The organism is Lysinibacillus telephonicus, assembly GCF_003966145.1.
GTDB lineage: Bacteria > Bacillota > Bacilli > Bacillales_A > Planococcaceae > Ureibacillus > Ureibacillus telephonicus.
This window is the reverse complement of record NZ_RXNR01000010.1, coordinates 1-21,755: the sequence shown is the minus strand read 5'-3', so window position 1 is coordinate 21,755 and position 21,755 is coordinate 1. Positions and strand designations below refer to the sequence as shown.

General features: G+C 35.4%; 21 protein-coding genes and 8 tRNA genes. 27 read left to right on the top strand and 2 right to left on the bottom strand.

The genetic code is table 11. From position 1 onward, the window contains the following. Positions 1–20: 20 nt before the first annotated feature. On the bottom strand, positions 21–1,205 hold the full coding sequence (locus EKG35_RS04955; protein ID WP_126293316.1) for an FtsW/RodA/SpoVE family cell cycle protein: 1,185 nt from the start codon (positions 1,203–1,205) through the stop codon (positions 21–23). A 194-nt stretch (positions 1,206–1,399) separates the two neighbouring features. On the opposite strand from EKG35_RS04955, the gene EKG35_RS04950 reads away from it, so the two are divergent. The 7 genes from EKG35_RS04950 to EKG35_RS04920 all read left to right on the top strand — a co-directional run bounded on the left by EKG35_RS04950 (position 1,400) and on the right by EKG35_RS04920 (position 9,743). Further along, positions 1,400–2,149, top strand: a complete 750-nt coding sequence (locus EKG35_RS04950; protein ID WP_126293314.1) for a hypothetical protein — start codon at positions 1,400–1,402, stop codon at positions 2,147–2,149. 391 nt (positions 2,150–2,540) lie between these two features. Beyond that, positions 2,541–3,614 carry a D-alanine--D-alanine ligase gene (locus EKG35_RS04945; RefSeq protein ID WP_126293312.1) on the top strand — a complete coding sequence of 358 codons (1,074 nt, stop codon included), beginning with the start codon at positions 2,541–2,543 and terminating at the stop codon, positions 3,612–3,614. Between the two features lie 11 nt (positions 3,615–3,625). Continuing rightward, positions 3,626–4,996 carry a UDP-N-acetylmuramoyl-tripeptide--D-alanyl-D-alanine ligase gene (locus EKG35_RS04940; protein WP_126293310.1) on the top strand — a complete coding sequence of 457 codons (1,371 nt, stop codon included), beginning with the start codon at positions 3,626–3,628 and terminating at the stop codon, positions 4,994–4,996. Between the two features lie 112 nt (positions 4,997–5,108). Beyond that, a complete protein-coding gene (locus EKG35_RS04935; RefSeq protein WP_126293309.1) occupies positions 5,109–5,819 on the top strand; it encodes an alpha/beta hydrolase in 711 nt (236 codons plus the stop codon). A 341-nt stretch (positions 5,820–6,160) separates the two neighbouring features. Beyond that, a complete protein-coding gene (gene cshA, locus EKG35_RS04930) occupies positions 6,161–7,660 on the top strand; it encodes a degradosome RNA helicase CshA (RefSeq protein WP_126293307.1) in 1,500 nt (499 codons plus the stop codon). Positions 7,661–7,792: 132 nt separating this feature from the next. Continuing rightward, complete coding sequence (locus EKG35_RS04925) at positions 7,793–8,272, top strand: PH domain-containing protein (RefSeq protein ID WP_185807645.1); 480 nt, start codon at positions 7,793–7,795, stop codon at positions 8,270–8,272. Continuing rightward, positions 8,265–9,743, top strand: coding sequence for a PH domain-containing protein (locus EKG35_RS04920; RefSeq protein ID WP_126293305.1), 1,479 nt, complete (start codon positions 8,265–8,267; stop codon positions 9,741–9,743). Before EKG35_RS04925 ends, EKG35_RS04920 begins: the two co-directional genes overlap by 8 nt. Positions 9,744–9,795: 52 nt before the next feature. On the opposite strand, the gene EKG35_RS04915 is transcribed toward EKG35_RS04920, so the two are convergent. Then, complete coding sequence (locus tag EKG35_RS04915; RefSeq protein ID WP_126293303.1) at positions 9,796–10,401, bottom strand: rhomboid family intramembrane serine protease; 606 nt, start codon at positions 10,399–10,401, stop codon at positions 9,796–9,798. A gap of 66 nt (positions 10,402–10,467) precedes the next feature. On the opposite strand from EKG35_RS04915, the gene acpS reads away from it, so the two are divergent. The 20 genes from acpS to EKG35_RS04815 all read left to right on the top strand — a co-directional run bounded on the left by acpS (position 10,468) and on the right by EKG35_RS04815 (position 21,631). Then, complete coding sequence (acpS, locus tag EKG35_RS04910; RefSeq protein WP_126293302.1) at positions 10,468–10,821, top strand: holo-ACP synthase; 354 nt, start codon at positions 10,468–10,470, stop codon at positions 10,819–10,821. Positions 10,822–10,963: 142 nt separating this feature from the next. After that, complete coding sequence (locus tag EKG35_RS04905) at positions 10,964–11,944, top strand: LolA family protein (RefSeq protein ID WP_246020184.1); 981 nt, start codon at positions 10,964–10,966, stop codon at positions 11,942–11,944. A 92-nt stretch (positions 11,945–12,036) separates the two neighbouring features. After that, the gene (gene alr, locus EKG35_RS04900) at positions 12,037–13,164 is read left to right on the top strand and encodes an alanine racemase (RefSeq protein ID WP_126293298.1); all 1,128 of its coding nucleotides are present in this window, start codon (positions 12,037–12,039) and stop codon (positions 13,162–13,164) included. A 198-nt stretch (positions 13,165–13,362) separates the two neighbouring features. Further along, positions 13,363–13,593 carry a transcriptional regulator gene (locus tag EKG35_RS04895; RefSeq protein ID WP_246020198.1) on the top strand — a complete coding sequence of 77 codons (231 nt, stop codon included), beginning with the start codon at positions 13,363–13,365 and terminating at the stop codon, positions 13,591–13,593. A gap of 5 nt (positions 13,594–13,598) precedes the next feature. Next, the gene (locus tag EKG35_RS04890; RefSeq protein WP_126293295.1) at positions 13,599–13,949 is read left to right on the top strand and encodes a type II toxin-antitoxin system PemK/MazF family toxin; all 351 of its coding nucleotides are present in this window, start codon (positions 13,599–13,601) and stop codon (positions 13,947–13,949) included. 248 nt (positions 13,950–14,197) lie between these two features. Continuing rightward, entirely contained in the window at positions 14,198–14,599 is a 402-nt protein-coding gene (locus EKG35_RS04885) for an ATP-binding protein (RefSeq protein WP_126293294.1), read from the top strand. Between the two features lie 12 nt (positions 14,600–14,611). Continuing rightward, on the top strand, positions 14,612–15,607 hold the full coding sequence (locus tag EKG35_RS04880; protein ID WP_126293292.1) for a PP2C family protein-serine/threonine phosphatase: 996 nt from the start codon (positions 14,612–14,614) through the stop codon (positions 15,605–15,607). A 68-nt stretch (positions 15,608–15,675) separates the two neighbouring features. Then, a complete protein-coding gene (locus EKG35_RS04875; RefSeq protein WP_126293291.1) occupies positions 15,676–16,002 on the top strand; it encodes an STAS domain-containing protein in 327 nt (108 codons plus the stop codon). Positions 16,003–16,005: 3 nt separating this feature from the next. Beyond that, the gene (rsbW, locus tag EKG35_RS04870; RefSeq protein WP_126293289.1) at positions 16,006–16,476 is read left to right on the top strand and encodes an anti-sigma B factor RsbW; all 471 of its coding nucleotides are present in this window, start codon (positions 16,006–16,008) and stop codon (positions 16,474–16,476) included. Beyond that, positions 16,454–17,233, top strand: coding sequence for an RNA polymerase sigma factor SigB (gene sigB, locus EKG35_RS04865; RefSeq protein WP_126293287.1), 780 nt, complete (start codon positions 16,454–16,456; stop codon positions 17,231–17,233). The genes rsbW and sigB overlap by 23 nt, the downstream gene beginning before the upstream one ends. 483 nt (positions 17,234–17,716) lie before the next feature. Further along, positions 17,717–19,888 carry a Tex family protein gene (locus EKG35_RS04860; RefSeq protein WP_126293406.1) on the top strand — a complete coding sequence of 724 codons (2,172 nt, stop codon included), beginning with the start codon at positions 17,717–17,719 and terminating at the stop codon, positions 19,886–19,888. Positions 19,889–19,997: 109 nt separating this feature from the next. Continuing rightward, on the top strand, positions 19,998–20,450 hold the full coding sequence (locus EKG35_RS04855) for a SprT family protein (RefSeq protein ID WP_126293285.1): 453 nt from the start codon (positions 19,998–20,000) through the stop codon (positions 20,448–20,450). A gap of 436 nt (positions 20,451–20,886) precedes the next feature. After that, positions 20,887–20,961 (top strand) — tRNA-Asn (locus tag EKG35_RS04850). A gap of 1 nt (position 20,962) precedes the next feature. After that, positions 20,963–21,037, top strand: a tRNA-Glu gene (locus tag EKG35_RS04845). Positions 21,038–21,061: 24 nt separating this feature from the next. After that, positions 21,062–21,137, top strand: a tRNA-Asp gene (locus EKG35_RS04840). A 3-nt stretch (positions 21,138–21,140) separates the two neighbouring features. Next, positions 21,141–21,215 (top strand) — tRNA-Gln (locus EKG35_RS04835). Between the two features lie 10 nt (positions 21,216–21,225). Next, positions 21,226–21,300, top strand: a tRNA-Lys gene (locus EKG35_RS04830). A gap of 55 nt (positions 21,301–21,355) precedes the next feature. Continuing rightward, a tRNA-Leu gene (locus EKG35_RS04825) sits at positions 21,356–21,441 on the top strand. A gap of 25 nt (positions 21,442–21,466) precedes the next feature. After that, positions 21,467–21,543: transfer RNA gene (locus EKG35_RS04820), tRNA-Arg, on the top strand. Positions 21,544–21,557: 14 nt separating this feature from the next. Continuing rightward, positions 21,558–21,631, top strand: a tRNA-Gly gene (locus EKG35_RS04815). Positions 21,632–21,755 lie beyond the last annotated feature (124 nt).

Here is a 21,755-nt window from a genome sequence, read left to right as displayed (position 1 = left end):
AGAGCTTTTATTTCACCGTTTTAATCTTCATCATCATTTGCTGAGAACATGTATGTTCTATAATGATATTTCATACTAAATACTAAGCCTATTGCAAGTGCATTCCCCATTAGCGAACTACCACCGTAGCTTATAAATGGAAGTGGAATCCCTGTAATCGGTAAAAGTTGTATCGTCATTCCGATATTTTCGAATACATGGAAGGTGATCATCGCTATAATCCCTGCGCAAACATATGTGCAGAATGGATCTTTTAACGTTAAAGTAATTTTTGTTAAGTGATAAATTAGTAAGAAAAACATGCAAATTACAAAACTTGCGCCGATAAATCCCCATTCTTCCCCTATTACTGTAAAGATAAAATCGGTATGGTTCTCAGCGACATACACTTCACGATCCATATATCCTTTGCCAAAAATTTCTCCTGAACCAATCGCATTTAGTGAAGTAATTAAGTGATAGCCAGAGCCCGATGAATATGAGTATGGATCTAGCCATGAATAAATACGGGCAAATTGATATGGGCTGAAACCAAACTTTTCCTCAAGGAAATCTTGCATATAAAGAGCCATCCAAAGTAAGGCGCCGCCTATAGCAACACCACCTGCAAATACAGGAGCAATAATTCTCCATGAAATACCAGCTACAATAATTAAGGCGGCAGTAATAGCAAAAAACACAAGTGCAGAACCTAAATCGGGCTGGGTTAAAATAAATGCTAAAGGTATGATTAAAGTTATAGCGATTTTCCCCAATAAAATAAAGTCGCTTTTAATGCTTTTTATAGCATGCTTTTCATGGTGTTTACTGATTAATAATGCCATGGCTAATATATAGAAGGTCTTCATAAATTCAGAAGGCTGTATATTTCCTATAGGGGTTGCAAACCAACTTTTTGCTCCGTTTCTCTCAATTGCGAAATCACCTACTGGGATAATAAATAAAAGAAACAGTAGCAGAATGCCAAAACCATATAAATACCAAGCCATCTTTTTATATTGTTCTGGTTCAAAATACATTACAAATGCAATAATTATAGCGACAATTACATAGTTAATTAATTGCCTAATAACAAAGTTGGTGCCAGCGTACTGCCCGGTCGTTTGGGCAGATGAAATGGCCAACAAACTTACTATAAGAAATAATAAAAGTATAACCGCTAGCTTCCAATCAAAGCGGTCTACGAAATTACGATTGTTTTCCATTTTTTCCACCTATTTAAATGAATAATTTATTTAATATTCCTATTTGTACTCGCACATCTTACTTTAACATATGTAAATGCAAAAGGACATTTCATTATGTCTAAAAGTTGTAACGAAAAGTTGATGAAAATGTTTCAAAAATTAGAATTACATCATATAATAACAATTGTATTGAAGTATTGGAGAGTGATCGTATGGCAAAAAAACAAAAAACTGCTGAAGACTTTATTCATCACTTGTTTATACATATGAATGATGTCGATCATTTTGTTATCTTTAGTGGTCTATCCTTAAAGCAGTTTATAAGTGCGGTCGACCCAATCAAAAATTTATTGTTGCTAAAACATCACTACGAAGATGGCTCATTCAATATGCATACACATTTTGACTTTGTGCCCAATGAAAATATAAATCAATTTGTAAAGAAAATGGATGATAGTAATGGGGATTTATGCTGGGTTGATTTTGGGAATGAAAAAGACTTAAATCAACTATCTCCTATTGAACAAGCTGAATTACTATATATAAGCCATAAAAAAGAGCCCATTCATTCTCCGTTTTTCTCAAAACTACAAAATCGGTACATTTATTATTCATCTGAAAATGAAAAAGCGACAAAAATTTATTTTCGTTATTTACATGATTCAGAACAACTTGTTTCCAATTTATTCAACCAATTAATAAAAGAAAAAGAAGGTAACGGAAGTTTTTGGCGTAAAAAAACAAAGGGTACTATTCCTAATTTAGATCCGCTTATTTTAAAAGCATATCGTCCTTTTGCAAAAGAAGGCGCATTATTATCATTATATAAAATGGAAAAACCAAATAATTGCTATGGGGTAGAAATTCGGACTCTTTCTGACTATGATTATCCCGACGAAGTTTGGGATGATTTAGATGTGATACTAAAACAAAACATGGATGAACTCATTAAAATTACTTAAAACTCACTGTCACTGTTTCTTTTGCGACAGGGAGTTTTTTCTCTTTAATTACGTACAACAGTCAATTTTATATTCTTCATTCAGCAATGATTTTAGGTAGGCAACGAAGCGGCAGTCCATAGTGGTTTCTTTCTCCTTAGATGAATAGAATAAATGCAAAATTTTAATACCTAACAATTACTAAATTAGGAGGAACTCAGACTAAAATCACCTCGTCCTATAGTAACTAAGTGATATACATTTTGAGTTTTTGCTACAATTCAAGTTTTAAAAGCAAATAGCTGCACATAAGACGAAAGTGGTATGGTGCGAATACCCAGGGGAATAATTATTTATCGGAAAATTTATTTTCATGATAAACTAGAAATACTCAATATTTGGAGGTCGAATTATGAAAAAGCGAATTGGTTTATTATATGGAGGGAAATCTGCAGAGCATGAGGTATCATTATCAACGGCTACAGCGGTTTCAAAAGCTATTGATTATGATAAATATGAAGTGCATCCTATCTACATTACGTTGGATGGACAATGGCTAAGAGGACCTCAATTAACGAAACCAGTTGAATCTATAGAACAATTACAATTTACTAGTGAAAGTAAATTGCCTAATAATATAACTGAATTTATTTTAGATAAAAATATACAAGTCCAATTTGATGTCGTTTTTCCTTTACTACATGGTACAAATGGTGAGGATGGAACTGTTCAAGGCTTATTAGAAGTTTTGGATTATCCGTATGTGGGAAATGGTGTATTAGCATCATCTGCCGGCATGGATAAAGTTATTATGAAGCAATTATTCGAAATAGCTGGTTTAAAACAAGTTCCGTATGTATATTTCATACGACAAGAATGGAATCAACAACAAATGCAGATTCTTGAAAAGTGCCAACAAAAACTCAACTGGCCAATGTTTGTAAAACCTGCGAATTTAGGATCAAGTGTAGGAATTAGTAAAGCATCTAATGAAAAAGAATTAATCGATGCAATTCAGTTTGCTTTCCAATACGACCGTAAAGTAATTGTAGAGCAAGGTGTTAAAGCCCGTGAGATTGAAATGGGTGTACTAGGGAATAATAATCCGAAAGTTTCTGTTGCAGGTGAAATTAAACCGATGACAGAGTTTTATGATTATGATTCTAAATATAAAGATGGCTCAACGGTTCTTATTATCCCAGCTGAAATTTCATCAAGTGTAGAAGCAACGATGAAAGATATGGCGATTCGGGCGTTTAAAATTTTAGATTGCTCAGGCCTTGTACGGTCAGATTTCTTTGTTACAGAGCATGATGAAGTTTACATTAATGAAGTGAACACTATGCCAGGATTTACTCCTGTCAGCATGTATCCGCTACTATGGCAGCATACAGGTGTGAGCTACCCTGAATTAATTGATACTTTAATAGAATTAGCAATAGAACGTCATACAGAAAAACAACAACTACAATATAATCGAGATTAGAGTGAGCTAAAATGAAAAAAACAATTAAAGAAATTGCGGATTGGTTAAATATAAAAGTTTTAGAGAATTTTAGCGAGGTAATCGTAACGGGGGTTTCTATTGATACTCGCACTATTTCAAGTGGCGATTTATTTATTCCATTCCGCGGCGAATCAGTAAACGGTCATAAATTTGTAGAACAGGCTTTTGAAAAAGGAGCAGCTGCTTCTTTATGGCTTGAAGATGAACCAAACCCTCCAAAGGATAGACCAATTTTATTTGTTAAAGATGCCGAAGAAGCGCTGCAACAAATGGCTAGAGCCTATCGTACTGAACATAAAGCGAAGTTTATTGGGGTCACAGGCTCAAATGGGAAAACTTCGTCGAAGGATATTTTAGCAAGTATGCTTTCTCCATTTTATAAGGTTCAAAAAACAATTGGTAATTTTAATAACCAGTTAGGTTTGCCAATTACAATTTTATCCTTAGATGAAGATACGGATATTGCAGTGTTAGAAATGGGTATGAGTGGTTTTGGTGAAATAGAATTTTTATCAAAACTAGCCCGACCTCATTTTGCTGTTATTACAAATATCGGAGAAGCACATATGCAAGACCTTGGATCTCGTGAAGGGATTGCAAAGGCGAAATTTGAAATTGTTCAAGGATTAGAGGAACGCGGGGCCCTATTTTATGATGGGGATGAACCTTTGCTGCAAAATTTAGTTGCGGGCAATACAAAACTCCTTTCAAAGGCATTTGGTTTCCAGGAGACGAATGATTTAATTGGCTCGAATATCGAAACAACTGAAAAAGGAAGCTGTTTTACAGTAAGTGGAGAATTGAACGGGGAATTTTTCATCCCGGTTTTAGGAAAACATCAAGTTAAGAATGCATTAAATGCAATGCTGGTCGGTAAAGAAATTGGATTGTCAGCTGAACAAATACGTGATGGCCTAGCTCAAGTTACACTAACAGATATGCGTATGCAATTAGTGCCAACTGAAAAGGGAATTCTATTTATTAATGATGCGTACAATGCTGCACCTACTTCAATGACAGCAGCAATTCAATTTGTTCAATCTACGCCTTTAAGAGAGGATAGATGGCTTGTACTTGGCGATATGCTTGAGTTGGGAGAAAATGAAAAGCAGTTTCATGAGCAGATAGCAAATGATATTAATGAAACAGAAATTTCAAAAGTTTGTTTATATGGTCCAAGAATGAAGTGGCTTTATGAAAAATTGAAAAATAAATTTTCACTTGAAAATATTTTCTATACAGAGAATGATTATGATGCTATTGTCCAATATATAAATGAACACGCTAGCGAGCGATCTTTAATATTATTAAAGGGATCACGCGGAATGAAATTAGAAACTATTTTAAAATCATTTAAATAAACTAAGAAAGGTGTCTTTTAAGTCGAATTATTGGCTTAAAGGCACCTTGTTTTAGTATTGTCAAATTAACTGGATTATTAAAACGTATATGTTATTGCCTAGGAGGAAGTTTATGAGTATTGGTGTTTTAATGCTTCATGGTTTTTCTGGTGGACCATACGAAATCATGCCGTTAGCAAATTTCATAAAAGAAAATACCGATTGGATTATTGAAACACCTACCTTTACTGGCCATGGTGATATGGATATTCTTTCATTAAAAGGCTATAAAGCAGAGCACTGGTTAATGGATGCTGAAATTGCCTATCGAAACTTAGCCAAAAAAGTGGACAAAATTTTCGTAATTGGTTTTTCGATGGGTGGTATAATTGCACTTTATTTAGCGAAAAGATACCCAGTAAGTAAGCTTATACTATTAAGTGCCGCAGTAAAGTACATTGCTCCAGCGCAACTTTTAAAGGATTTAAGGGCGATGGCAGAAGATGCAATAAATGGTCGATTAAAAGACAACGAATTATTTAAGCGTTACGAGAACAAAATAAAAAATGTACCAGCGAGTAGTACGGTTCAGTTTATGAAAATTGTAAGTCAGGTGGAACCTTATATCCATACAATTGATGTACCAGTATTTATTGTTCAAGGCCAATGCGACGGTATCGTTCCTAGTGCAACTGCACAATTACTGTATGACCAACTTCCTTCTAACGAAAAACAAATTTTTTTCTCAGTAAATGGAAAGCATCATATTTGCTATAGTGATGATTGTGACACTTGGTTCCCTCAAGTATTAAAATTTTTGCTTGGAAAAAATAAATCAGATTAATACAACTAAAGCAATATCGTTGCAATACGAATACGAGCCATGATAGACTATGTAAAGCAATGGATACATTTTGTGCGAAGGCTCTTCACAAATTGATGAAGAGTGCTTTTTTTTGAAATTAACGGTTTTATTCTATTGTTTTAAAGCACTCAAATAAAAGTGTAGAATTGAACCGCTCGGCAAAGACCGGGCTTTCCTTTTCATATAAAATCACTCTCTGCAAAAGGCACAGAGAATTATTTAAGTAACGGAAACGTTCCAAACTAGGCCCTTAGTTTGCCGACACTTCATCTGAAAATGTAACCATTTGTCAACTTAAAGAAAAAAGGAGATTGAAGAGTTTGACAAATTTTTCAGAATTAAATATTAGCGAATCGACATTACGTTCATTAAAGCGAATGGGATTTGAAGAAGCCACACCAATACAAGAAGGCACAGTAAAGTTTGCAATGGAAGGTCGCGACATCATCGGCCAAGCACAAACTGGTACAGGTAAAACTGCAGCATTCGGTATTCCACTAATTGAAAAAATTGATCCTAAAAACACTAACATTCAAGCGTTGATAATCGCACCTACTCGTGAATTAGCAATCCAAGTTTCTGAAGAACTTTATAAAATTGGTTACGATAAGCGCGTAAAAATTTTATCAGTTTACGGAGGCCAAGATATAGGGCGTCAAATTCGTGCCTTAAAAAATAAACCTCAAATAATTGTTGGTACACCTGGTCGTATTATTGACCATATTAATCGTCGTACATTAAAGCTTGAAAATGTACAAACTCTTGTATTAGACGAAGCAGATGAAATGTTAAATATGGGATTCATCGATGATATTAATGCTATATTGGAATATGTTCCAACAGAAAGACAAACATTATTATTCTCGGCTACAATGCCACCTGCAATTCGTAAAATCGCAACAAACTTCATGAAAGAGCCGGAAGAAGTCAAAATTAAATCAAAAGAAATGACAGTTGAGAATATTGATCAATATTTTGTTAAATCACAAGAACGTGAAAAATTTGATATTTTAACTCGTTTAATCAATGTTCATCAACCTGAATTAGCTATTGTCTTCGGAAGAACAAAACGCCGTGTTGATGAATTAGCACAAGCGTTAAGTATTCGTGGCTACTTAGCTGAAGGAATTCATGGCGATTTAAGCCAAGCAAAACGTATGTCTGTATTGCGTCAATTTAAAGAGAATAAAATTGACATACTAGTTGCAACAGACGTAGCTGCGCGCGGTCTTGATATTTCAGGAGTAACCCATGTGTACAACTTCGATATTCCACAAGATCCGGAAAGCTATGTTCACCGAATTGGGCGTACTGGCCGTGCAGGAAAATCAGGCCTTGCTGTTACTTTTGTAACACCACGTGAAATGGGTTACTTACGTATTGTAGAAGAAACTACGAAAAAACGTATGACGCCACTTCGTCCGCCTAGTGAATCTGAAGCTTTAGTTGGTCAACAACAAGTTGCAATGGAAACTTTAGTGGAAATTGTCCAAGCGAATGATTTAGGGGATTACAGAATTTTAGCAAATGAATTATTAGAGCAGCATAACGCTGTTGATCTAGTAGCTGCAGCTCTTAAATCGATGACAAAAGAGCCAGATGATACACCTGTTACAATTACAGAAGAGCGTCCACTACCAATGCGCAAAACTTCTTCAGGTAGTCGTGGTCGCAGCGGTGACTCCCGTGGTCGTCGCGATAGCAGCCGCGGCAGTCGTGGCGGTAGCCGTCGTGATGGAGGTCGCAGAGAAGGTCGACGTGACGGTGGCCGTCGAGAAGGCGATCGTCGTCGTGGAAGCCGAACTCGTCGTGAAGATTAATTAAATATTTAAATTTAGGCTGTCCAGAAATTTGGACAGCCTTTTATTTTAGGTTCCTATGGATTTATGACGTTCTATTTGAAACAATTTCTCTATATAAACGTATAAAGGGAAGAGAGAAGGGGTGGAACTTTGAGAAAACAACTAATGTACCAAATTCCTAGGAAAGGTTTAACTGTTTGGCGTTTATATGGCGTTTTTAAAACATTATTCGTTGTACTGCTAGTAGCAGTTTGTATTTTTTTAACTGTTTTCTTTGATTGGCCGGTATTAATAGAATTTATAGCAGTGGTCATAGGGATTATCGCTGGAGTTACTTCTATATGGTTATTTCCTAAAATTCGTTGGGAACACTGGCGTTACGAAGTTCGAGAACATGAAATTGAAATACAAAGTGGGCTATTTATTGTAACAACAACGTTAATTCCAATGGTCCGTGTACAACATGTTGATACATCGCAGGGACCGATACTAAAGAAATATGATTTAGCAAATATATCGATTTCAACCGCGGCGACAACACATATTATTCCAATGCTTATAACTAGTGATGCGGATAATTTACGCGCACGTATTTCTGAGCTAGCAAGGGTGGCAGAAGATGATGTCTGAAAATAGATATAGACTTCACCCGGTCTCGGCAATTATTAACTTTGTTAAAGGGTTAAGGGAATTAATTATCCCGTTTGTAATCATTTTTGTCGCGAATGGTTTTAATCTTTCATTTAATCCTAAGGAAGAAGGATTTTGGGCAGATATTGTGCCGCTTTTAATATTCAGTGGGGTTTCAGTTATTTATTTGTTTTCGGGAATTATTAAATGGTGGACGTTTGTGTATTGGTTTGAGGACAATGAATTGAGAGTAACATACGGTCTTTTTGTAAAAAAGAAGCGTTTTATTCCATTTGACCGTATTCAAAGCTTAAATTATAAAGAAGGTATATTTCATCGATTATTTAGTCTTGTTCAAGTAACAGTGGAAACGGCCGGGAGTACAGATGGAAAGCCTGAAGCAATATTAACTGCAATAACTAAAGAAGCTGCAAATACAATTGAATACGAGACTCGTAAAGTAAAGCAAACGGTTGATCAGAACAGTGGGAAATTGACTGAAGAAGGAAATGAAAAACCTCATAACAACTTAATTCATAAAATGTCAGCCAAAGATTTAGTCTTGTTGGCAACAACTTCAAATAGTGTTGGGGTTGTATTAGCGGGTGTAGCAGCTGTTCTTACACAACTGTCCGAGTTAATTCCATATGAATGGGTTTTTGAGGAAGTATCTTCATTTTTTAAATATGGAGTAGCTATTGTAGCAGTCACTATTTTCGCAGCTTTCTTTTTAGCATGGCTCGTTTCTGTATTAATTACTTTTATTAATTATTATGATTTTACAGTAGTAGAGGAAGAGGAACGGTTAATTGTAACACGGGGATTACTAGAGAAAAAAAGAATTACAATACCGTTGAATCGAATTCAGGCAATTAAATTTGTAGAAAATCCGCTTAGACAGTTGTTTGGATATACAACAGTTGTGGTTGAAAGTGCAAGTGGCGGCTTTGGGAAGAACGACAAGCAAATTACACTATTTCCATTAATTTCAAAAAAAGAGGTATATAAACCCCTTCAACAATTATTGCCTCAGTTTGAATGGGATGTAACATTAATAAGACCCCCGAAAAAGGCAAAACCATTTTTTTATCGAGTAGATTTTTTATGGTTAATGCCAATAATTATTATTTGTTCTTATTTCTTTTTCCCACTTGGCATATTATCATTTTTACTCGTAGTACCAGTTATCTTAATAAGGTTTTGGCAATATAAATCAACGGGATTTGCAATTCGTGGGCATCAGTTGACACTCGTATACCGAGTTATTAGCAGAATAACTTTTATTGTTGAAAAAAATCGTATACAAGCAATGGAAAGTAAACAGAGTGTTTTTCAAAAAAGAAGAAATATCGCCTCCATTCAAGTTACCGTAATGTCTGGTATGGCAGGTACATCAGCAAGGGCATCTAATTTAAATGAGCATGATACTGAAACAATCATGCGTTGGCTAGAAAAATCGTCTTTGGAATAGTAATGGAAAATAAAAAACGAGTGTGACAAATTAATGATGTCACACTCGTATTTTATCTTTTTCTCCAGCGTATAATATTCTTTGGAGAAAAATAAGATAGCCCAAGCAAGAAGCCTGTTACTAATCCACCTAAATGGCTAGCCATATTTACATTAGGGGATAAAAACGTAATAATCACACTTATAATGACTAAAGGCATAATGATTTGTTTGAGCTGCGGCATTGTTTTTCGTGTATAGTAGACAAGCCCGACGAATGCACCGAAAATGCCAAAAATCGCACCACTTGCACCAACACTAGCATATCCACCGTCCTGTACTACATATGTAGCAACGTTTCCAAAAATTCCGGCTAATAGGTAAATTGTTAAGAATCGGGCTTTGCCAGCAATCTTCTCAAGTTCTGGGCCGAATAAAAATAATGAAAACATATTAAATAAAACATGAAGAAAGCCGCTGTGAATAAAAATAGAAGTAACAACACGCCACCATTGTCCTTCACCGATTAAGTAGTTAACACTCATCCCTGAGTAAAAGAAAAAGTCACCAAGGACAGGCAGTATCGTTAAAATATAAACAATCAAATTGAGCCCAATTATAAAAGATACAACTGGATAGAACTTTATAAATTGTTTAAAACTTTCTTTACGAATAAACATATATCCACCTCTTATATAAATCATTATACATTGTATTTAAATAATAAAGAAAGGAGAACGTATAAAATGATAAAAGGAATCGGTTTAGATATTGTTGAGATAGACCGGATAGAAAAAGCGATAAAACGCTCAGAAAAATTTCAACAACGAATATTATCTGAGCGTGAATTGAATATATTTTATCAACTATCAGAAAAAAGGAAAGTTGAATTTCTAGCGGGGAGGTTTGCTGCGAAAGAGGCGTATTCTAAAGCAAATGGTACTGGAATTGGTAAAGGCTGTGAGTTTTATCAAATTGAAGTATTAAAAGATGATTTAGGGAAACCAACTCTGTATTTTGACGGGGAATTAGTGAGTGGACATGTTAGCATTACACATACTAAAGAATATGCAGCAGCTCAAGTTATCTTAGTTCAATGATACATATAACAGATAATAATTTGTAATGTTGTCCAAAAGAGATAGCATAAAGTTGTCCAACCACTCATATATTTGACGTATCGGAGCTGAAAGTAGAAGAAAGGATGGAGTTTTGAGACACAAATTAATCGCTTTTATTGTCATGTTGTTAAGTGTGCTAATGCTTGCGGCTTGTGGGGAGGATTCACCGGAGGAAGTTTTAAAAGATCTAAATAACAAATGGAATGACGTAAAAGGATATGAACTAGATGCCACAATGGAAATCAAAACAGGCACTGAACCAAGAGTTTATGATGTAAACGTGTGGTATACTGAACCAGACTTTTATCGAGTAAAAGTTTCACAACAAGGCGAAGATGTAACTCAAATGATTATACGAAATAAAGAAGGAGTATTTGTAGTTACACCTTCTCTAAGAAAAACGTATAAGTTCCAGAGTGAATGGCCAAAACAAAATAGCCAAGCCTACCTAATAGGTGCATTAGCTGAAGATTTGCTTGCTGATAACAATGTGCAAATGGAAGAAGATGAGGAGAATTATATCTTTACAGCAGCAACTAGAAACAATCATAAGAGTATTATGCCTAAGCAAAAAATTACAGTAAATAAGAAAACAATGTTGCCAACAACAGTATCAGTATTAAATGAAACAGAAGAAGAACAAATGTTAATTGAATTTAAAAATATAGATTTAGGTATGAAACATAAAGAAAGTGAATATGCTGTTGAAAAATTCAATGATGAAGAAGAAAAAAGTACAGCTAGTGCCGATATAGAAAGTAAAGATTTCCAAACATACTATCCTGTGCTAAATTGGGATACTACAAAATTAAAAGATGAAAAAACAATTAGTGAAGATGGGGTAGAACGAGTTATATTAACTTTTGAAGGTGAAAAAGCGTTTACACTTGTTCAACAGCCAGTTGTCTATGAGGAAAACTCAACAGTCCCTGTATTTGCACCAGGAGATCCAGCAGATTTAGGCTTTACAATTGGAGCAATTACAGATAATTCAATTAGCTGGGAACGTGATGGAGTATCATTCTTTATCGCATCAAATGATTTAACAAAAGATGAGATGATGGAAGTTGCGGCTTCTGTTACAGCAAGTAGTTTAAAATAAAAAAGTGTTGGATGGAAGGTGATTAGAAGTTAAAATATATAAAAAATCCCAAAATTAGTAGTTTATAAATTGTAAAAGAGGGTATATATACTATGCAAAACATACAACACTTCCGTCCAACAAAAGCAATTATTGATTTACAAGCAATTCAAAATAATGTACGCCATTTAAAGGAATATCTTAAACCTAATGTTCAAATAATGGCAGTGGTTAAAGCAAATGCTTACGGTCATGGAGATATAGAGGTGGCGCACGCAGCAATTGAAGCAGGTGCATCGATGTTGGCTGTCGCAACACCCGATGAAGCGCTCCATGTCCGCAAGCATTTCCCTAATATTGATATTTTAATTTTAGGATATGCCCCAGTTTTATTTGCTCCATATGCAGCAAATGAAAATATAACATTGACGGTCTTTTCTACCGAATGGGTTCAGAATGTTCAGTCATTAAAAACTTTAACTAAACCATTAAAACTACATATTAAAATTGATACTGGCATGGGTAGAATTGGTGTAACTAAAATAGAAGACTTATTGCATCTATATAATACGATTAATTCATCTTCTAATTTGATAGTTGATGGTGTATTTACTCATTTTGCAACTGCAGATGAAGAAGATGAATCGTACTTTAATAAGCAAGCGAATATGTTTGAACAGTTTATTAGCGCTTTACCAGCAAAACCAAGAATAGTTCATGCTGCTAATACTGCTACAATGCTAATGAAAGATAAACATCTTCAATTTGATGCAGTACGTTTCGGTATTTCAATGTATGGTCTTGCACCTTCTGCCTATGTTAAAACAAAATTACCGTTTCCATTGCAAACAGCTTTCTCATTAGAAACAGAATTGATCGAAGTTAAGCAAATTCAGGCTGGTCAGTCTATTGGTTATGGTGCAACATTTACAGCAACAGAACCGTCATATATAGGGACGATTCCAATCGGCTACGCTGACGGCCTAATACGAAAATATAGTGGACAACATGTACTGTTAGATGGCATTCGTGTCCCTATTGTTGGTCGAATTTGTATGGATCAATGTATGATATTGTTGCCAACAGCATATAATATAGGTGAAAAAGTAACTTTAATTGGTAAACAAAAAGAGGAAGAAATAACAATCGACGAATGGGCATCAAAAGTAGATACGATAAACTATGAAGTTCCTTGTATTATTACCTCAAGGGTGCCTAGAATCTACAACACAAAACAATAAAATACGACAAAATCTCCAACAAAAACCGATATAACTACAAGGATTGATAGATTTTTTAATTCTTTTCTTTTCAACTCATCTTTTCGATGATAGAATGAGAACAGAAATGAGAATGGTACGGTTTTTGTGGAGGTGCTTGTTTTGTACGCGAAAAAAGTTGAAGAAGAAAAGGAAGTAAATCTTACTTTTCCTCAAGAAATGTTAAATGAATTTAATCTTACACTTGAGCAAAAATCTGGAGACAAAGAGAGTTTTGTTTATATTTCGTCTCGAAGATTGTCAACGCACAAGCAACCAAATCAAATACGGGAAGCTTTAATGAAAGGCTATGTAGAAATGTCGCAAATAAATCTGTCAATTAGTAGCGAATGTCTGCATGCAGAATATGAAGCGGAGCATACGGTAGAGCGTCTCGTAAGCGGGGGATGACATTTTTGATTGTGAAACGAGGGGACGTTTTTTTTGCAGATCTTTCACCAGTTGTTGGATCTGAGCAAGGCGGTACTAGGCCCGTATTAATCATTCAAAATGATATAGGAAATCGCTTTAGTCCGACTGTAATCATCGCTGCAATTACAGCGCAAATTCAAAAAGCAAAATTACCGACTCATGTCGAAATTGATGCTAAAAAATATGGCTTTGAACGGAATTCGGTAATTTTGCTTGAACAATTGCGTACAATAGATAAATCTAGATTAACAGACCGCATTACGCAGTTAGATGAAGAGCTTATGGAGAAAGTTGACGTTGCGCTTGAAATAAGCTTGGGGTTAATGAAATTTTAAATACATAAAAGTAAAAGCACCTTCTTAAAAGTATTTATGACTTTTAAGAAGGTGCTTTTTTCTATTTCTCTAAAATATTATTGGTCACTATTATAAAAATATTATCTTTATTATCAACTATGTAATTGATGTAATTGTAAACAATAATATATATTAGAAATAACAAATTTCATTACATAATTTACTAGTATAATAAAAAATAAGAAATAGTTTTCCAATATTTTCGTTATTTTGACGGGGGTGCAGTCATGTTAGACGAGACGACGGTTCAAATTGTTACAGAATTAGATATTGTAGCTGCACGTCAACTTGGTCGTAATGAAGCGAAAGCTATCGGGTTTAATAAAGTTGATCAAGCAAGAATTGCAACCGCAATTAGTGAACTAGCAAAAAATATATTTTTATATGCAAGTGTTGGGAAAATCATTATTAAAAGGATAACAAAAAATGGAAACAGCGAAAAAGGAATCGCTATTATCGCTATTGATAAAGGACCTGGAATTAAAGATGTAGGTAAAGTGTTGGATTATTCACCTGCTGCTAATAATGGAGCTGGATTACATGCTGTAAAAAGACTTGTGGATTTAATCGAAATTCAATCTGAGATAGGGATGGGGACAATTGTTCGAATTGAAAAATGGCTAAGGTAGGGTGTGAACATTTTGAAACAGCTAAAAGCTCAGTATAAAAAGATTTTACTGGATTACATATTAAATCAAAATGAAAGTAATTTATATATCGGCCAAAATTTAATTAAACAGTTAATACAAAAAAATGTAACGCCAGAAGATGTAATCGGTATTCACAAACAGGCTATTGAAGAGATTTATGAAGATTTACCAGAATCTATTTCTCATGCTTATGATTTTTTAATTGAATTAATGGTACACTTCGGTTTAAAAGTTAAGGAACATCAGTTCTTGCTTCTGAAACAAGAAGAAATGCGCATTGAAATGGACATAGCAGCAAAAATTCAGAATTTATTATTAGAGACGACAATTCCTACTCCAGAGCTTCTTGACATAGGAATGGTATCTATCCCTAAAAGGAAAATGAATGGTGACTATGTTCATTTTTTGCATGATGATGAAAATTATTTAGGTGTAGCGGTTACAGATGTTGTAGGAAAAGGTGTACCCGCTGCACTTTGCATGTCTATGGTGAAGTACGGGTTAGACACACTAGGGTATGCAAATAGCAATCCTTCCTATGTTTTAGAAGTATTAAATAAAATTATTGAAAAAAGTGTAGATGACAGTATGTTTGTGTCGCTTTTTTATGGGCGTTACAACTTAAATAACGATATATTTACATGGGCTTCAGCAGGGCATGAACCTGCACTTTACTATAGAGCAAAAGAAAATATCTTTTACGATTTAGAATCTAAAGGTCTGTTGCTGGGGATTTTACCGGAATTTAAGTATATTCAACATGACGTTAAATTAGAAAAAGATGATTTTCTTGTTCTGATGACAGATGGAGTTACGGATTTTCGAAAACTAGAGGAATTTGACTCAAGAGGCTATATTAAGCAGCTTGCCGTTTCATATAGTCGATTAAGTGCCCAACAGATGTGCGAAGAAATATATAAAGACTTAGAAAGATTACAAGACTTCAATTTAGATGATGATTTTACTATTGTAATTATAAAAAAATAAAAAATAAATAGGTTTAAATATTTTAAGTTAAGGGAAGGGAAAAGTAGGTATAAATGGAGGTGTCCTGAATGAATGTAAACGTGCAATTTCGGGAAGAAGGAGATTTGCTGCTGGGGTTTATTGAAGGAGAGATTGACACTTTCACTGCACCCACATTGCGTGATGAGTTAAACTCAATTTGCATTTCAGAAGGATTGTTTATTGAATTGGATTTATTGAATGTAAGTTTTATGGATAGTACAGGGCTTGGAGTATTTGTCGCCTTTTATAAAAAAGTGATGAGAGAAAATGCCAATTTAAAGTTAGTGAACTTATCAGGAAGATTAACGAGATTATTTGAAATTACAGGTCTTAGTGAACTAATGGATATTGAAACGATCAAGAAGGGAGACTAGGCAATGAAAGCATTTGACTACATTGAAATTAGAATTCCTTCAAAACCACAATATGTTAGTGTTATAAGACTAACAATCTCAGGGATAGCAACTAGAATTGGATTTTCGTATGATCAAATAGAAGATTTGAAAATTGCTGTTAGTGAAGCCGTTACAAATGTTGTCCAACACGCATATAGCGACAATGAAGAGGGTGAAATTGTTATCAGCAGCGCCCTATATAATCATAAAATTGAAATAATGGTTTCCGACTATGGTAATAGCTTTACCTTTGAAGAGATTAAATCAAATATTGGACCGTACCGTGAAGATGAGAACATAGCACTGCTGCGTGAAGGTGGACTAGGGTTATACCTAATGGAATCTTTGATGGATGAGGTGAGAGTTAATAACGAGGGTGGAGTAACTGTTTTCATGACAAAATATGTCACGAGAGAGCAGGTGAATGAGAATGTCGAAAGAATCACCACATAAAGATGCATCCACAGAAAAAGTTTTAATGTGGCTTGAGCAATATCAACAATATGAAGATGATGTTGCTCTAACAAATCTCGTTTTGCATTATACAAATTTAGTTGAATCAATTGCAAAAAAGTATTCTTATGGTAAATCCCATTATGAAGATATTGTACAAGTAGGTATGCTTGGGTTATTAGGGGCGATTCGACGTTTTGATGCGTCATTTGGAAGAAATTTTGAAGCATTCGCTGTTCCAACAATTGTTGGTGAAATCAAACGTTTCTTACGTGACAAAACGTGGGATGTTCACGTCCCTCGTCGGATAAAAGAACTTGGTCCAAGAATAAAAGCTGCCGTAGAGGATTTAACAGTCAAACTACAACGCTCCCCATCTATTCCGGAAATTGCTAGTTACTTGGAGGTAGGGGAAGAGGATATATTAGAAGCAATGGAGATAGGCAGAAGTTATCAAGCGCTTTCAATGGATCACTCTATTAAAGGTGATTTAGATGGTGGAAAAGTAAAGTTAATTGAAATAATCGGCAAAGAAGATGAAGGATTTGAAAAAACAAATCTAAAAATAGTTGTTTCAGAAGCAATGGGTATTTTATCTGAACGGGAAAAAGAAATAATTAAAATGACCTTCTTAGAGCAATTAAGTCAAAAAGAAGTAGGGGATATTCTCGGTATATCTCAAATGCATGTCTCTCGATTACAACGAAAGGCAATTAAAAAACTGCAAGAGGTCATTATGGCAAGTGGTGGAGTGTAGCGGCAAATTCCCTTGATGAAAAATATAAAAGTAAATTTGAAATTAATCGATTAAACAAGCCTACTCTAGAAATTTTTTAGGGTAGGCTTATTTTTTGGTTTATGATGCAGCAACAAGGAAGCTGGAGAACAACAAAAAATGAGTTGTATTGGCTGGACAGGAAATTCGAAATTTCTTAATGCAAGTATGAAAGCAGCTTTTACGTTTTGTATTTTATAATGAACAACAATAGGAGAAACTAGTAAGCAAATGTTAAAATAACCTTATGTTCATTCATCTCCCACCTAAAGAGGCAGGAGATGAATGAACATAAGGTCTCCGATGAGTCATAAGATTTCCTAGAGAAGTTGGAAAAGGAACCTAACTGAAGTTCATCGCATTCATGCGACAACAGTTAACTGACCAGTATCATTCTGAGTCCGAAATCCGGATGCTGGTTAGCTAATGCGTAATATTGATATAAATGTGAAAGGCAGTGGAATGATGGACGCTAAGAAAATGTTACAAATTATTGCCACAGATACTAAAGTAAAACCGTCTCAAGCAGAAGCGGTAATAAAATTATTGGAAGATGGCAATACAGTGCCCTTTATAGCCCGTTATCGAAAAGAAGCAACAGGCTCATTAGATGAAGTCCAAATTAAATCAATTGAAGATCGCTATCATTACATACAGCAACTGGAACAGCGAAAAGAAGAAGTTATTAGATTAATTGAAGAACAAGGTAAGTTAACAGAAGAATTATCTGAAGCAATTCAAAGTGCAACAGTTTTACAACGTGTAGAAGATTTATATCGCCCGTATAAACAAAAGCGTCGTACGAAAGCTACAATAGCTAAAGAACGAGGACTTGAACCATTAGCGGATGAGTTAATGAAGTTTAGTAAAGAGGATATTGCTGAGATTGCTGTTCGTTTTATTAATGAGGAACAAGGTGTAACTACTGCTGAAGAAGCAATGGCAGGGGCAAAAGATATTATAGCTGAGCGATTTGCAGATGATGCGGCAGTACGAGATAAATTGAGAAGGCTTTCACGGAAAGAAGGGCGTATCGTAACGGCCGTAAAAGATGCAGATAAAGATGAAAAGAAAGTATTTGAAATGTATTATGAATATGAAGAACCTGTAAAATATATTGTTCCTCATAGAACACTTGCCATTAATCGTGGCGAAAAGGAAGAAATATTAAAGGTATCTATACTTGTTCCAATAGATCAAGTACTGCAATTGATGGAAAAAGAGTGGTTGCCGTTAAATTCATTTTCACCTTCAGTATCACATGTAAAAGAAGCGATTGAAGATGCCTATAAACGCTTAATACAGCCATCAATTGAACGGGAACTTCGCAATGAATTAACTGAAAAGGCTGAAGCTCAAGCGATTCATATCTTCTCAGAAAACTTGCGAAGTCTTTTATTACAACCTCCGATGCGCGGTAAAATGGTATTAGGGGTAGACCCAGCATATCGGACAGGCTGTAAGTTGGCAGTAGTTGATGAAACGGGAAAAATGTTAGAAGTAACAGCAATTTATCCACATCCACCAAAACCAGATGTAGAAAAATCAAAAGCGGTTGTAAAATCATTATTAAATAAATATCCAATTAGTATTATTGCAATTGGAAATGGTACTGCATCCCGCGAAACGGAGCAATTTATCGCAGATGTATTAAAAGAAGTAGAGCAAGATATTGCCTATGTTATTGTAAATGAAGCAGGCGCTTCAGTTTATTCTGCATCTGAAATAGCTCGCAATGAATTTCCTGACTTGCAAGTTGAACAACGAAGTGCAGTTTCAATTGCAAGACGTTTGCAGGATCCATTATCTGAGCTAGTGAAGATTGAGCCAAAAGCAGTTGGAGTAGGGCAATATCAACACGACGTTTCACAAAAGAAACTAGCTGAATCATTGACGTTTATTGTCGAAACAGCTGTTAACCAAGTAGGAGTTGATGTCAATACAGCTTCTGCTTCCTTGCTGCAATACGTTTCTGGCTTATCGAAAACAGTTGCTGAAAATATTGTGAATGTTCGTAGTGAAGCAGGGAAATTTACATCTCGATCACAACTAAAGAAAATTCCACGATTAGGTGCGAAAACATACGAGCAAGCAATTGGATTTTTGCGTATTCCAGAGGCTAAAAACCCACTTGATGCTACAGGAATACATCCTGAAAGTTATAAATTAGCAGAAGATATTTTAGCTGCTGTTGGTCTTACTAAAAAAGATGTTGGATCAAAAAAATGTGAAGAGGCTTTAGCAGATGTGGATATAGTGGAGTTGAGCAGAAGATTAGAGGTTGGAGAGGTAACGGTTAAAGATATAGTCGATACGTTAATGAAGCCTACTCGAGATCCACGTGATGCATTTCCGCAGCCATTGTTAAAAACAGATGTTTTAAAAATGGAAGATTTAAAAGTGGGGATGGAGTTGCAAGGAACAGTTCGAAATGTTGTAGACTTTGGCGCCTTTGTTGATATTGGAGTTAAGCAGGATGGCTTAGTGCACATTTCAAAATTGCAAAAGCGACGTGTTAAGCATCCTTTAGAAGTTGTTTCTTTGGGCGATATTGTTACTATTTGGGTCGATAAAGTTGAAGTTGAAAAAGGTCGAATATCTTTAACGATGATTCCGCCTGAAAATCAAGTTGACTAGCAAAGAATAACATTAGACGATTTAACTTCCCCGTAATTGTTGGCTTATTTAACAATTGCGGGGTTTTTATGATACATTTGTTGTTGTATTGGAGAGAGGAGGGAGTAGAATGACGGATAATGAACTTCAAGTCCTAGTAGAAGAAATTTCATTAAATTATTTCAATCAACCATTTTTACATAAGGCATATTTTAATAATAGACTGCGAACTACTGGGGGGCGTTATTTACTGCGCAGTCATAATATCGAGTTTAACAAAAAGTCTTATGAACTATTTGGTTTGGAAGAGCTGCGCGGGATAATTTTACATGAATTATGCCACTATCACCTGCATATTCGAGGTATGGGCTATAAACATAGAGATGCTGATTTCCGTGCACTATTAAAAAAAGTAGGTGCACCACGATTTTGTTCTACTATTGAAGAGAATAAAAAGAAAAATACAAAATTCCACATTTATGAGTGTGTTCAATGTCACCAACAATACCCAAGAAAAAGAATCATGAACGTAGCAAAGTATCGATGTGGTAAATGCCATGGCGGTTTAAAGAAAATAAAATAAATACATAAATATAAAAACTAATGACTTAGTTTGATATAGATCAATAAGAACCATGAATGTGTGAGAATTATAAAAAAGAGGTAAGTTAATGGAGGATGTTCAAGTAATAGTAGAAGATAGATTACCGTAGTGTTAAAATTTCTCTTGATAAAAAACATTCCGTGTATTATAAATAACAAGGTTCACATAATAAAATTTGAGATTAAACATAGAAATGCATTGATATTAATAAAATACTTACTAAAAAATAGTTGGATGAATTATATTAATACTGCACATTCTATAAAAGCTGTTAACTAATAAAGTTTTGAAAAGCCCATAAATAAAGGGTTTAATAAAGGTCTAAATAATTTATTAAAAAATATTGAGTAAAGTGTTGACATTAATGAAATGTGTCTCTATAATAGTAAAAGTCGACAAGATGAGTCGAGAACATTCCGAAGTAGCTCAGTGGTAGAGCAACCGGCTGTTAACCGGTTGGTCGTAGGTTCGAGTCCTACCTTCGGAGCCATGGCCCGTTGGTCAAGTGGTTAAGACACCGCCCTTTCACGGCGGTAACACGGGTTCGAATCCCGTACGGGTCACCACTTATATAATTTGATAATAATTAAGGTCCCGTGGTGTAGCGGTTAACATGCCTGCCTGTCACGCAGGAGATCGCCGGTTCGATCCCGGTCGGGACCGCCACTTTGGGGTATAGCCAAGCGGTAAGGCAACGGATTTTGATTCCGTCATGCCCAGGTTCGAATCCTGGTACCCCAGCCATTTTCTTCAAGAGCCATTAGCTCAGTGGTAGAGCATCTGACTTTTAATCAGAGGGTCGAAGGTTCAAGTCCTTCATGGCTCACCAGTTTTTCTTGACAAAACGTTGAGATGGTGTATAATTAATAGAGTCTTCATTGAACGCGGTCGTGGCGGAATGGCAGACGCGCTAGGTTGAGGGCCTAGTGGGGGCAACCCCGTGGAGGTTCAAGTCCTCTCGGCCGCACCAAGCAGCAATACATTTCCTGAAATACGCGCCCGTAGCTCAATTGGATAGAGCGTCTGACTACGGATCAGAAGGTTGTGGGTTCGACTCCTGCCGGGCGCGCCATATAATTTAAATATGCGGGTGTAGTTTAATGGTAAAACCTCAGCCTTCCAAGCTGATGTCGTGAGTTCGATTCTCATCACCCGCTCCAAACATGAACCTTGAAAACTGAACAACAAAACGTTAATGAAATAAAGTTTTTAGTAGCTGACCCTCGTCAGTGAACGAAACAAAATTTTGGACATCAAATATGATGCCAGTGTAATTTAGAGCTT

What these genes read in the sequence shown, in the direction of transcription:
- acpS (WP_126293302.1), top strand. Translation starts at nt 10,468, where the DNA reads ATGATAAAAGGAATCGGTTTAGATATTGTTGAGATAGACCGGATAGAA.
- EKG35_RS04875 (WP_126293291.1), top strand. Translation starts at nt 15,676, where the DNA reads ATGAATGTAAACGTGCAATTTCGGGAAGAAGGAGATTTGCTGCTGGGG.
- EKG35_RS04915 (WP_126293303.1), bottom strand. Translation starts at nt 10,401, where the DNA reads ATGTTTATTCGTAAAGAAAGTTTTAAACAATTTATAAAGTTCTATCCA.
- EKG35_RS04955 (WP_126293316.1), bottom strand. Translation starts at nt 1,205, where the DNA reads ATGGAAAACAATCGTAATTTCGTAGACCGCTTTGATTGGAAGCTAGCG.
- rsbW (WP_126293289.1), top strand. Translation starts at nt 16,006, where the DNA reads ATGAAAGCATTTGACTACATTGAAATTAGAATTCCTTCAAAACCACAA.
- EKG35_RS04905 (WP_246020184.1), top strand. Translation starts at nt 10,964, where the DNA reads ATGTTGTTAAGTGTGCTAATGCTTGCGGCTTGTGGGGAGGATTCACCG.
- EKG35_RS04855 (WP_126293285.1), top strand. Translation starts at nt 19,998, where the DNA reads ATGACGGATAATGAACTTCAAGTCCTAGTAGAAGAAATTTCATTAAAT.
- EKG35_RS04935 (WP_126293309.1), top strand. Translation starts at nt 5,109, where the DNA reads ATGAGTATTGGTGTTTTAATGCTTCATGGTTTTTCTGGTGGACCATAC.
- EKG35_RS04895 (WP_246020198.1), top strand. Translation starts at nt 13,363, where the DNA reads ATGTTAAATGAATTTAATCTTACACTTGAGCAAAAATCTGGAGACAAA.
- EKG35_RS04860 (WP_126293406.1), top strand. Translation starts at nt 17,717, where the DNA reads ATGGACGCTAAGAAAATGTTACAAATTATTGCCACAGATACTAAAGTA.
- EKG35_RS04945 (WP_126293312.1), top strand. Translation starts at nt 2,541, where the DNA reads ATGAAAAAGCGAATTGGTTTATTATATGGAGGGAAATCTGCAGAGCAT.
- EKG35_RS04885 (WP_126293294.1), top strand. Translation starts at nt 14,198, where the DNA reads ATGTTAGACGAGACGACGGTTCAAATTGTTACAGAATTAGATATTGTA.
- sigB (WP_126293287.1), top strand. Translation starts at nt 16,454, where the DNA reads ATGTCGAAAGAATCACCACATAAAGATGCATCCACAGAAAAAGTTTTA.
- EKG35_RS04950 (WP_126293314.1), top strand. Translation starts at nt 1,400, where the DNA reads ATGGCAAAAAAACAAAAAACTGCTGAAGACTTTATTCATCACTTGTTT.
- EKG35_RS04940 (WP_126293310.1), top strand. Translation starts at nt 3,626, where the DNA reads ATGAAAAAAACAATTAAAGAAATTGCGGATTGGTTAAATATAAAAGTT.
- alr (WP_126293298.1), top strand. Translation starts at nt 12,037, where the DNA reads ATGCAAAACATACAACACTTCCGTCCAACAAAAGCAATTATTGATTTA.
- EKG35_RS04920 (WP_126293305.1), top strand. Translation starts at nt 8,265, where the DNA reads ATGTCTGAAAATAGATATAGACTTCACCCGGTCTCGGCAATTATTAAC.